Raw genomic sequence first — 11,539 nt, forward strand, 5'->3', positions numbered from 1 at the left:
TTAGATTTTGATTGAAAGATTAGGGTGAGCGATTTCATACTTAACGAGTGCGCCGTTTTCACCATCTTCGGACACTTCGATCCAGATTGCACGATCTGGATATCGGGCGGCAATCTGATCATAAAGATCATCTGCCATCATTTCGCAACTTTTGTAATCTAGACTGAGAGTGGCATCACGATACAGATTCTCGAGCCACCGTTTGAACTGGATGAACTCAATGTCCCGGTCATTATGGAACACATCGACCCACACCCCGAAATGAAAGATGTGGCGGTGAGGACTAGCAAGAAACGATACATCATATTCATCTCCAGTGGCCAAGGCAGGATCTGTGGCAGCAGCTGGATATTTATGGATTCCTTCTTTCTGGAATGTAACCCAAATTTGTCGACGGGCATGCTGCATGATTCTGCTGCGGGTGTCTGTTAGTGATTGTTCTCGTTGATTCATAATGTTTCGTCCTTGGTATATTTAGACCAGTCAGTAAAGCGGTCCCGATTTTGTAATTCGTGTATGCTGTGGCACCAGACTCCGGGATTGGTTGCGTCAAAGTCTCGATCGTCCAGTTTGAGTGTGGCGTTGTAGCCCAGTTGCCGTATGTAAGGTAATTTCACAGAGATCATGGGAATGAAGTTGCGATAATCACACAGTCCTGATTCTAGCAGGCCTTCCACGCATCGAACATCTATGTCCAGGGTGCATAGATAGTCGCGATCAAGAAAGCCTTGGATCATGTGTTCCCAAGATTTCCACGCCTCAGCATCATTCACATCTGGGTTGGGAAAACTTTGATTAGCACCAAAGTAGATATGATCCCGCCCATTCAAGTGATACCCAATGCATTCCGCCTCTTGAATACCAACCACAAACAAGGTAGGCATTCCGTATGCTGGCGTATGTTCTACTTCTGTGCCAGTAAAGAACTTTATTGATTCGTCGTGATCTGGTCTAATCATTTTGTCTGCTCGGTTTCAAGTTGATCTAGTGCTGCTGTACTTAATTGTACTGCATCATCCGTGGTCAAGTCAACCTCTTCCACTTCAAAAAGAGCATTAAACTTTGTGTTGGCATTCACGGTCTTTTTGCCTTTGAAACCACGTGTGCCAATGATGTCCATCCAGTATTTGGAATAGTGTTCGATTATGGCTTCTGACTTGTCTCGATCAGTGGTAGCAAAAATTGCATCCACAATGTCTGCAAATCGTGCATGGTCGCCACTTTCATTCCACATCATGTATGGCCACTCAGCACCTGCGTCGAATGTTTGGTTGGCTCGTTGTACTGATTCTAAATGTGTCCAAACATTATGACCCATGAGCAAGGCATAGCTGAAACTATCCCAACTGGTCTTGCCATTCTTGCCAATTTTGTTTAGATCTGGTGGCACATGAAAGTGAGTCATGTTGTTGGGATCAAATATCTCACCATTCAATTCTGCATCTGTTTTACGAACACCCGGTTTGTAAATGCAGATGTCTTTCAGTTGCAACTGACTACTGATCGGACTTTCGTCAAAGTGATCCACAAATTTTTCTACTACCACAGTTGGTCCATATGGGCGTGTGTCTGTGGAATATTTTTTGTCATCCACAATGGGGCTCATTCGATAGCTCCATTTTTCATTGTGTGTTAGATCAATTTCGTAATACACCTGACCGTTAGCAGTGGCCAGGAATGGACTGGCACAATCAAAACTGATGGTAAAGGTTGGATTCACATATTTTCTCACAGCACGTTGAATCACAGTGAGCAACACTGCCCACTCCAGTTTGCTTGTGCCTAAAAAGTGCATCCAATCGTGAGTGCCCGATTGCAACAAGTTATCATGCCGTAGTGCCACCAGTCTACGAAGTATCAGGTGTACGTCACACATGTTTTGTCCGCCCATGGCCCAGCCATCAAAGTGTGTGTCTGGGTATTTCACAGGATCACAATAGTCCTTCATCTCTTGATACCAAGATTCTGCACTGGTGTGATTGTCGCCTTGCAACACGTTTAGAATCTTTGTTCCGCCGTTGTTCTTTCCTCGACGATTCTTCATAAAGTACTCGTTGTTGTACTTGGTTGCTGCCACAGCTTCGGGCAAGGTCTTGATACCACATGCGTCACTGGCTTTCTTGTCATGGATAACCCAGGTAGGAATATCCAGGGTCATTGCATAGTCACTGATACCATCCAGCCATTTGAGAATAGCGTCACGCTTCTTCTGTGCTTTGGCACAACCTGAGTTGGCCTTCCAGTCGCCTTCCCACAGGCCTTTGGCAATCTGGAACCCGCCCGAGTCACCCAACATGAATGTGCTAGGCTCTCGACTACGAACCATGTCTTCTGACCAGTCCTGCTTGTTGAGATCCAGATTGGCGTGACCACCGGAATACAGGCTCCACTTGTAGGGAAACAAGGCCTTGCTACTGTTGAGCCAGTTCAGTTGTTCCATGTCTGGTATACCGCTGGGCATACGACCCGGAGCAACATAAGGACCGTTTACTGGATCACGCTGTTTGCCTATGTATGTTGCATAGAATCCAGAGATAGCCGGAAGGAACACAGCATATTGACTTAGTCCATCAGGACCCAGTTGTTTTTCAGTAAAATTATCTTGAGTCATTATTTTGTTCTAGCTATTAATTCATAATCTTTTGTATACGCCTTGATCACACGCTGCGCAAGATCGGGTCGTTGCTGTAGTCGATCAACAAAGAACTTTTGCAACAGTCGCATGTTGGCATTGTTGCCAGCTGAGTTTGAGTCTAGATCCGGGTATGGAGCAAACCCAAGATAGTCAGCAATTGCTGCATCAAAGTTGTGATCCAACAAGAAGTATTTTCTCTTGACTGCGGGCAACAGGTTCTCAACAAACTCATGCTGTGGCCACACATGATCATCAAACCTATTGACAACATCAAATATCAAACGCTCAGTGGTCTGATTGTATGCGTCTATCCATTGCACTGCATCCATGGGCCAGTTGTGCGGCGAATATGGTTCGTTGGGAAACACAGGACCATTGGGACCTTGCACCGAAAGTATATAGGTGTTTAGGTATTGCACTATTCCACTTACCCAACGGTCCAGTGGATCTCGCAGTATCACAATCATTTCTGTTATGGTGTCACTGTGATCGTCTGCCACTGTGGTCATCCACTGATGGCGTCTTGCCCAGTCCAACATATAACTACTGGCGTTCTTGGGAATGTTCACAATAAATTGCGACAGTTCCGGACTCACTGTTCCGGAGCCGTAACCAAACCCGCGATCAACCAGTTGTGGGATCATTTGGTCTGCGCAGGCAAAATGTAGTTGTACACAGCAAGACCAGAATTCACTGTGATTTGCATGCAGCCATCATCGGATATCTGCATGGTCTTGTCTCCAGTCAGGCTCAGGATGCTCATGACCTGACTCACTGGCCACGACCAGGCATGCTTTAACGCGCCGGTAATGTCGTGCTGGAACACAAAGTTACCACTGTGTGTGGAGTGATCACCAAAGAAGAATTTGAGATCCTTGCCATCAGTTTTGACCTGAAAGTTGAGTTCTTCTGAATTGGCCTGTGCTTGCATTCGCAAACGTTGGATAGCCGCCACAGTGGGTTCAAAAGTAATGTGCCAGTTTACACCTTTGAATTTCAGCGTCTTGAGCTTGTCATTCACAATATCACTTGCCATGAACCGATAGTTGTTTTTAAAATCGCCTACCTTGTTTTCAAAAGTGATACCGTCCAGCTCACCATTGGCCTTGCGTGTGACTGCTAGTTTGGCATCTTCTCTGTATTCTTGCAAGTTCAACAGTGTCTTGAGTTTGCCAAGATTGGGCATGCCAAATGTTCCAACAAAGTCAGCCATTGGATTGGCAAACTGTGCGTCAATAATAACTGATTTGTCTTCGGCTAATCCACCAACTGTGGTAGCAGAATCAGTGCCAGTGATCTTGATCAGGTCAATACAGCCCAGATCAAATGTGTGTTGTACAATGTCTAGTAAATAGTCTCTCATGTGTCAGTCCTTTTGTTAAAACGTATAATCAATCTTCGGAGTTTTTCATCCGACAATCCCATTGCTTCTATCTTGGTAGATATTTCTCTGCGAACTTTTTTGATGTTGAGTTGCCCCTTTGTGGTAGCATCCTTGAGATCCACTGGCAATATTGCAGCTATCTCAATCAGTGCCATTAGCTCTAGTTCATTATAGATATCTTTTGTTGATCTGTCAACTGATTCTGGTGGGGTGGCGTCAATTATTGTGAGTGGTGCGGCATCAATATCTTCTTTTCTAAAAATTCCTGCCAGGGCCTGACCACCTCTGATACTTGTCAGTACTCCGGGTTTTTTTAGTTCTATCCAACTGGTGCTGTTGTTGTGCTCGTAGGTGATCTCGTAGCCCAGTATCAGTGCATGTTCACGCACCAGTCTGCCGGGCGTGTAGCAACAAAAGTGATGTTCCACAAGACTCACTGCACCTTGTTGATCGCAGTTGTTGTAGCTGAATACAAAACTGCCTCCAGGCCTCAACAGTCCAAACACTTCGGTCATGTATTGCTTGACTATTTCCAAGGGCTTGAAGTTGAAGTAATGAAATGAGTACACAAATCCAAATTGTTGTTTGGGTAGATTCCAAAATATTGGATCGGTGGTGTATTCCTTGACCACATAATAGCGTAGCCGCCGTTGATACTCTTCGGTAAACTGTGAACGCATGGGTTCCAGCAGATCTGGGTTGGTATCCACAAAGTACAAGGGATCCAGTGCAACCAGATCATCTACGCCGGGACTGTGTGCTGGTCTAATCACCATGCCCGGATAGTGCCAGTCGGTGTACAGTTGCAATCGACTTTGCAAAAACAACCTGGTTAGTGTTTCTATAGACAGTTGTCTTGATAGAATATGTTCGGGCGTGTCGTTCTTCATGTTGTTTTGGTACAGATCCGTGCTGTCAGCAAAGTACACAGATTCTTGTTGCACAATCAAGTCTTGTACACTGTCTCTGAGTTGCTGTAGATTCTGATCAAACTGTCCAAGAAATTTCTCAACACGACTCTTTGATTCGTGTAGACTGGCCAGCGAATCGGGCACCTGCACCCGACTGTCTTGAACAATCTTCACAATCTTTTTCAGCTCTCCGATAGTTTCAGTTGCAGTTGCCTGCACACTCAAGGTGTCCAGGGTATTTAGATATCCAACAAGGTCACTTAATTTCATTCGAATGAAAACAAACTTGTAAATGTATTTTCAGTATTGGTTGCAGATGCAAGATCCCATTCCAGTACTCCCAGCAGGTTGTCAATTTTTTGATCCACCACCGTAGCTTCCATCAGCCCATCATCAAACGGCAGTTCTGTAAACCAGGCAGGCAAGCGTTGCTCATCTGTAGGGTATCCGATACTGGTCCAGCCTAGAGCATTTGACTTGAGCTTGCACACAATGGTCTTCATGCCGTCCACAATCTGCATGCTGTAGTTGTCGCTGTTCATTCTTCGCATGTTGTTCCAGTTTAGTGCTGCTCTAACATGTCCTGGCATGTTGGCTCGACCTTGCGCAGCTTCTGCAGCACCATACTTGGTCAAGTTGTTCACACGCTTGGGTGAGCCCTTTTCCCATCCTGGCCTCTCCCGGAATTCATACTTGAACTTGCGAATATGTTCAATTACGTCGTCACGTTGCACACCACTCAAGATCTTGTTTAGAATTTCCAACAAGAACTCTTGAATAACCTTGGGCGTGTCACTACGTTTTAGATCCAGGCCAGTGGCCTTGGTCTTGCCAATCTTGCCGTTCACGTCCAGTCGGTTGCCTTCAAGATCAATGATGTTCACAGCATAACGCTTCTTGGTAATAAACAGGCTGCGATCTGCCACCATCTCACGACCACACTTGATCAGTTCGCCCATGTCTCGTGGACAATGAAATGCCTGTTCCATAAAGCCCGGAAACGAATCATTCACTTGATCAGCAATCGAATCATACAGTTGAATACAAGTTTCCTTGCTCCACTCCATACGACCTTCTGCAACTTCGTTCTTCAGCACAGACCATGCACTAAAATAACATGAGTCTGTGTCACCATAGATAACCGCTTCACCCACATGATCATATTTGCCTGTGATGCATTCATTGATGTATGCATCCATATGGCGTGCAATAGCACGACCTGTCAGCGTGGTACTCTGTCCAATACGCTTGTCAAAGAATCTACAACCAGGATTAAGAATAGCACCATACAAACTGTTCAAGTTGATCTTCTTGACCAGTTGCCGCTTGTCCCAGAACGCAATGTCCTTGGGATCTGTTGCTGCTTTTTTCTTGGCCTGCATGTCCTTGCGTTCCGAATACCAGCGTTCCAGCAGGCCGGGAATGATACCTTTTTTCTCATAGGTGATAATAGTACCATTGGCAGTGAGTATCCAGGGCTGGTGGCTGTCAAAGATCAGTTTCCAGATCTCTGCTGCTGAGTGAGAGCTTTCTGAGCCGTCTTGCCAGTCAATGGTGATCTCAGTTCCAATCTCGGTGTTCATCACAGCGGTGTATTCAAGACTACCAAACAAGTTCTCCCAGGCATCTGCAAACTTGCCTCCGTTCTTGGCCATCTTGTCCTTGATGTAATGGTCAGTCATGGTCTGGCGCAACTGACCCACAATGGTTTCCGGTCCCATGTTCTGTGCTCGAATGGCCGAGGGGTATAGACTGTTGATATCAACTGACCCTACCCATTCGTGCAGACCTTTTTTGGGATATGCAACATAGGCGCCTGCTGCTTGATTGTCTTCCGTGTCGTTGCGTTGCTTGCGATTGGGCACAACAAACCCACGCTCATGTGCTTCCACAATGATGGCCTGTTCAGTCACTGCCACAGCACCCATTGTGGTCTGCAACAACACAGTATTGGCATGTGCCAGTTCGCTGGCCAGTTCCAGGAAGCGCAGTTTCCGGTCCAGTTTGTCCAAGAGTGCAGTATCCTGACGATTGTATTCAATAAATTTCTTGAAGTGTTGATTGTACAACTGATCCAGGGTGCCTTCGAACTGTGTCTTGTGTTCGCCCAGTTCGTATTCTGCAATGGCATCCAGACTGTAGCTGTGACGTTCTTCATAGGTGTACTTGCGATACAATTGCATATAGTCCATGTGTACTCGCCCCACCAGGTCATAGGTTTCTTGTTCAGCACCAAAGCGTTCAAACATGCGCTTCTTGGGATGTTGCCCCCAGAGACAGAACTTGCGAGTATCATCCTTGCTGAGAACTCTAATGGTTCGGTTGATGGTGTAAGGAATATCATAGCCCTCTGAGTTCCAGCCACTCAACACATCTGCATCGTCGATCAAGTCCAGGAACATCTTGATCATGTCACGCTCGTCTTCAAACAAGAAGGTGTTTTCAAAATCAGCAACCAGTTCTTGTGCTGTCTCCATGCTCATGTGCTTGGGTGGCACAGCCATGGTGACCATTTGATCCAGCCAGTTTAAGTAAACAGAAATAGCCGTGATGGGATTGAACGGATCATCCACTGGTGAGAATCCGCGATCCTTGTTGAAGTCTACTTCAATGTCGAAAAAAGCTGTGTGCAGGTCCGGAGCATCCTGCCCCTTGTAGTTGTCCTCTAGGCAACGAAAGATTGGGTTAATATCGCTTTCATACAATTGCTTGCTGGAATGCATGCTGACTTCTTTGCGAAACTCTTTGTTGTTCCTGGTGCTGAATCTTGACACAGGCGTGTCATAGATGCTGCGATGTTTGCCCCTGGGGTCATCATAGTAGAACACAAAGTTTGCTGGATATTCCCTGTAGACTCGAGTGCCGTTGCGGCGTTCTACCACGTGAATGCGATCGTGGGCACGATCAAAAAGACTGTCAATATAACTCATGTATCTCCGTTTATGGCCGGTAAGCCTTGTTGCTTGCCCGTAGCGTGGGCGATTCGTTGTAACGCAATATTTATAATGTCTTGCCCACTGTGGTGAGAATTGTTTCCAGCAGTTCGTGATCCTGTTGTTCTTGTCCAAAGCTGGCCTTGTGTGCCATACGAATTGCTTTTTTCAACACAGCTGGTTTGATTTCTAATTCTTCTGCAATGGCCTTGACTGTGTCGGTGAGTCCACCTTGTAGTGTATCAATCTCGTGCATGACCTGCATGCCTTCATTGATGATCTGGGTGAGTTTGATTTTTTGGTCGCCGTTGAATGTTTTGTTTTCCATGAGAATCTCCTAAAATAGTCAGCTAGTATAACTGATACAGTAGGAGATGTCAAGATGTTGTTGCTCACTTTAGGATTCCCAGTAGCGAATTGGGCCGTCCGAGGCAGCAGCCGCCTGCCCTCGCAACTAGTGCGGTCCTAAGGGTGTTCTCAAAGTCATTTGTTCAAGTACGCTGGTTAATTTTGTTCGTGTTCTGTTTTCATACCAACTGTATATATTCCTAATTGTGTCAACATTGCTAATAAATCTTTGTCTGTACTGTTTCCATTGTGATTTGGCGTGTTCGGTATCAAGCAACAGTGTTCGGTTAAGTTCAATTGCTGCGACTATGCGGTCAAACGGGTTGGCAATGCAATCATAACTATGATCTATCACATCATCAAACATATCAAATCCGAGGTCTCTAAGATGGGACACAATACCACATCCACCAAGGATGATTGGAAAATTACAGCCATAAAAACTATGTGCAGTTTTTTCAGTAATCATGAATGATGGCGCTGCAAATACAGACTCACTCACTATTTCTACAAAACTGTCTCGATACATGGCTCGCAATCTGTTTTCAAAATTTCCAGCATTGTCAGTGGGAGCAAGGCCAAATTCCTGGTAGATGTTGTAACTGTCCTGGCCAACAGCATTTTTATTTTTTACATGATCAAATCCACGGAGTATAGATTCTCGTATGACATCATGTGTTGGTCCAAACTGCCAGCCTACTGTGTCTAAAAATACCTGCGGCATACCATTGGGATTGTTCAAATAAGTTATCACACCTGTGCGATTGTATCCTTGGCCAAACAAATAACTCAATACAACCAATCTATGAGCACGTACATGTCTGTTCAGACTGATGTAGGTATTGCTACTGTCAAAGTTTTTGTCCAGTACTGGTTCGATCAAACTGTATTCAGCACGTTGATTTACCCAGTCACCACCCCAGGGAATGATATGTAGATTGGGTTCACTGAGTTCGTTCTCTAATTGTTCTATGCTGGTAAACAATACTATTTGTGTGTCGGGATGACGACGAGCAAATCCTTCAATACTGATAACTCCTGATTGTTGACGATCCTGCCACCAGTTGAATTCGCTCCATCCATGCAACAGATCCTTGATTCCCACAAACACCACCGGAGACTGGCATTGTGCGCTTTGCAAAAATCTATCCATGGCCAGGGTATCACAACTCCATAGATAGTAACTTTCATTGTTGCCCGCCAGTTCTCGAAATAGCGGTAAACTGCAATCATCATGCACTGCCTGGCTTATTACATACATTAGATTTGCCCCGCCACACGAACTGAATACCAGTCTTGCCGTAGCTGCTGCGCCTGTTCCAACATTGGCTCAATGTTCATTTGACGGCACACCAACATGTATTCTTCCACAAAGGCCTGTTCACTTGCCAACATCTTGGTTAAATTTATAGATTTCATATGGTATTGTTTTTTATAAGTTTCAAACAGTTGATTTTCGTTGCCACGTGTGTAGAATCCTAATTTTTCTTGTTGACCGGATACCCATGCTCCCCATTGGTGTAAATCAAGGTCTACATAATAGAATTCAGTTGGAGCTATGTTCACAAAATAATTTTCAAATTCTACTGGATGTACCGGCTGCACTATTCTAGAATAGTGTAGCCCACAAAATACATTGAGCAGTCTATACTGTGCATTTTCTAAAAAATCAGCATGGGCTCTATGAAACTGTTGCCAACTATTGAATTCCTGAGTCACTTGACCAAAACGATAATTTTCCAATCTGTTAAAATTGTCAGGAACTGACGTTCCTTGATCCAGGTGATGTTCCAGTTGATCTTTACGCAGCAACGGCATGGTGTCTTCTCCTAGAGAAAACAATCTGGCTAAGAAGTTGCCTGCATGCCCGGGTAGATACAACAAGATCACAGTCTTCATGCTCTACTTATAGGTGCATGAGCCGCAGAGATTTTTTAGATTGCAACTATTTTGTCTTGATAATGCTGGCCATGAGTCTGAGTCTGCTTTCGTGGACCGCTTGGGCTGACTGTTTGGCATCCTGATCAAACTGTTTTTTTGTGGCTTTTACAATTCCGCTGAAGCGACGATCACCGGTTTTGCGATCACCGGTGGAATCAGCAGCAGTGGCAGCAGCCCCAGCTTTGATTTTGTATCTGGCAAGAGTAGCAGGGCTAAGTTCTGACAGAGTTTCTTCCGAGACGCCTTGTCCCAGCTGTCTTAGATCAGATGTCAATACTGTTTTTGTAGTAGCACTGGATGGAATTGTGATACGAGCATGCTCTCGGTCCCGGCTCATGTCAACCACTTGTGCCGTTTGATCAATGTATCTTACAGTGTCGCCTATCTGTATCTTTTTCATGGACACACCACCAAGATTGACAGGCCGATCACCTGCATAGTTACCGTGGCCTTCCGCCATGTCTTGCTTAACAAAACCAATACCATCACACTTGCCACATTTGTATTTCTTGGCACCTTGTTGGTTCATCGGATGAACTTCACCGTCGGGTGTTTTGTAAACATAACCCTTGCCATGACATCTCTTACAACCAGTTTGCGTTCTCTTTATTGTAGGACCGGGCATGTGGTCTACTTCAGGGTATCCAGCCTCCGCCACACCTTGCCTTTTTGTGCGTGTTTGTTTTTCAGTATAGGCGACAGCATCTTCCAATGCCGCCAATCCCTTTTGTTCAGAGTTCTTGCTCAAGCCTGTATCGTATAGTTCATCACCGTTGTAGATACGAACCTGCCAACCCATTCCTGTATCAACTAAATCGTGTCTAAAGTTGCCCACCTTGATAGATTTTACTACATTCAATCCGGAGCCTTCCGCCACACCTTCGTATGTATTGTCAGACGCTGATCCAACAGGGGAGCCTAACTTACTATCGCCACCATCGCTACTACTTGGAAAATGCTTTGCTCGGCGTGCTTCTTTTTTTGCTGCTCTCAAATTATCACGGAGTGTATCTGGAAAATGTGAGTTTTTAATGCGTACTATTTCGTCTGGGGTAAACTCATCGTGGTCGTCTTGATCTATGTTATAACTGGAGCCTTCTGCCATGCCTTGTTCTTCGCTGGCTTCACCACTGGCTGCCAGCGCCAATTCTTGTATGGCTCCCCAGTACTTTCTAGGAGCAATCATGGTATCACCGTCCCAGTCAATTACTGAGCCAAACTGATCCATCACATGATTGTAGGCGTTTTCTGAATCAATGAAAAATTTTACTTCATCATCAGGTCTACCACCCTGCAGATTGTTCTTGTCCATACCTTGCTCTTTGAGAGCACCGTAATTTTTTAGTAGTATGTTAGCGTCCTGAACAAAATCAGCATCAATTTGATA

The 11,539-nt window shown here is 45.1% G+C and carries 11 protein-coding genes; all 11 read right to left on the reverse strand.

The genetic code is table 11. From position 1 onward, the window contains the following. Window positions 1-453 carry a hypothetical protein gene (locus ABW391_RS00950; protein WP_353479935.1) on the reverse strand — a complete coding sequence of 151 codons (453 nt, stop codon included), beginning with the start codon at window positions 451-453 and terminating at the stop codon, window positions 1-3. Beyond that, entirely contained in the window at window positions 450-959 is a 510-nt protein-coding gene (locus ABW391_RS00955; RefSeq protein ID WP_353479936.1) for a hypothetical protein, read from the reverse strand. The genes ABW391_RS00950 and ABW391_RS00955 overlap by 4 nt, the downstream gene beginning before the upstream one ends. Further along, window positions 956-2,611 (reverse strand): hypothetical protein, encoded by a 1,656-nt coding sequence (locus ABW391_RS00960; protein WP_353479937.1) that lies wholly within the window; start codon window positions 2,609-2,611, stop codon window positions 956-958. Before ABW391_RS00960 ends, ABW391_RS00955 begins: the two co-directional genes overlap by 4 nt. Next, complete coding sequence (locus ABW391_RS00965) at window positions 2,611-3,279, reverse strand: hypothetical protein (protein ID WP_353479938.1); 669 nt, start codon at window positions 3,277-3,279, stop codon at window positions 2,611-2,613. Before ABW391_RS00965 ends, ABW391_RS00960 begins: the two co-directional genes overlap by 1 nt. Then, the gene (locus ABW391_RS00970) at window positions 3,276-3,998 is read right to left on the reverse strand and encodes a hypothetical protein (RefSeq protein ID WP_353479939.1); all 723 of its coding nucleotides are present in this window, start codon (window positions 3,996-3,998) and stop codon (window positions 3,276-3,278) included. Before ABW391_RS00970 ends, ABW391_RS00965 begins: the two co-directional genes overlap by 4 nt. Continuing rightward, window positions 3,995-5,200 carry a hypothetical protein gene (locus tag ABW391_RS00975; protein ID WP_353479940.1) on the reverse strand — a complete coding sequence of 402 codons (1,206 nt, stop codon included), beginning with the start codon at window positions 5,198-5,200 and terminating at the stop codon, window positions 3,995-3,997. The genes ABW391_RS00970 and ABW391_RS00975 overlap by 4 nt, the downstream gene beginning before the upstream one ends. After that, window positions 5,197-7,860 carry a DNA polymerase domain-containing protein gene (locus tag ABW391_RS00980; protein ID WP_353479941.1) on the reverse strand — a complete coding sequence of 888 codons (2,664 nt, stop codon included), beginning with the start codon at window positions 7,858-7,860 and terminating at the stop codon, window positions 5,197-5,199. Before ABW391_RS00980 ends, ABW391_RS00975 begins: the two co-directional genes overlap by 4 nt. Window positions 7,861-7,930: 70 nt before the next feature. Then, window positions 7,931-8,191 carry a hypothetical protein gene (locus tag ABW391_RS00985; RefSeq protein ID WP_353479942.1) on the reverse strand — a complete coding sequence of 87 codons (261 nt, stop codon included), beginning with the start codon at window positions 8,189-8,191 and terminating at the stop codon, window positions 7,931-7,933. A gap of 126 nt (window positions 8,192-8,317) precedes the next feature. After that, on the reverse strand, window positions 8,318-9,472 hold the full coding sequence (locus ABW391_RS00990; RefSeq protein WP_353479943.1) for a hypothetical protein: 1,155 nt from the start codon (window positions 9,470-9,472) through the stop codon (window positions 8,318-8,320). Continuing rightward, window positions 9,472-10,110, reverse strand: a complete 639-nt coding sequence (locus tag ABW391_RS00995) for a hypothetical protein (RefSeq protein ID WP_353479944.1) — start codon at window positions 10,108-10,110, stop codon at window positions 9,472-9,474. The genes ABW391_RS00990 and ABW391_RS00995 overlap by 1 nt, the downstream gene beginning before the upstream one ends. Before the next feature lie 46 nt (window positions 10,111-10,156). After that, a partial coding sequence (locus ABW391_RS01000; protein WP_353479945.1) for a hypothetical protein occupies window positions 10,157-11,539 on the reverse strand: 1,383 nt, incomplete at its 5' end.

The organism is Haliscomenobacter sp. (assembly GCF_040403615.1).
GTDB lineage: Bacteria > Bacteroidota > Bacteroidia > Chitinophagales > Saprospiraceae > Haliscomenobacter.

Coding starts and splice junctions, on each gene's coding strand:
- ABW391_RS00995 (WP_353479944.1), bottom strand. CDS start 10,110: ATGAAGACTGTGATCTTGTTGTATCTACCCGGGCATGCAGGCAACTTC.
- ABW391_RS00980 (WP_353479941.1), bottom strand. CDS start 7,860: ATGAGTTATATTGACAGTCTTTTTGATCGTGCCCACGATCGCATTCAC.
- ABW391_RS00950 (WP_353479935.1), bottom strand. CDS start 453: ATGAATCAACGAGAACAATCACTAACAGACACCCGCAGCAGAATCATG.
- ABW391_RS00960 (WP_353479937.1), bottom strand. CDS start 2,611: ATGACTCAAGATAATTTTACTGAAAAACAACTGGGTCCTGATGGACTA.
- ABW391_RS00970 (WP_353479939.1), bottom strand. CDS start 3,998: ATGAGAGACTATTTACTAGACATTGTACAACACACATTTGATCTGGGC.
- ABW391_RS00955 (WP_353479936.1), bottom strand. CDS start 959: ATGATTAGACCAGATCACGACGAATCAATAAAGTTCTTTACTGGCACA.
- ABW391_RS00965 (WP_353479938.1), bottom strand. CDS start 3,279: ATGATCCCACAACTGGTTGATCGCGGGTTTGGTTACGGCTCCGGAACA.
- ABW391_RS00985 (WP_353479942.1), bottom strand. CDS start 8,191: ATGGAAAACAAAACATTCAACGGCGACCAAAAAATCAAACTCACCCAG.
- ABW391_RS00975 (WP_353479940.1), bottom strand. CDS start 5,200: ATGAAATTAAGTGACCTTGTTGGATATCTAAATACCCTGGACACCTTG.
- ABW391_RS00990 (WP_353479943.1), bottom strand. CDS start 9,472: ATGTATGTAATAAGCCAGGCAGTGCATGATGATTGCAGTTTACCGCTA.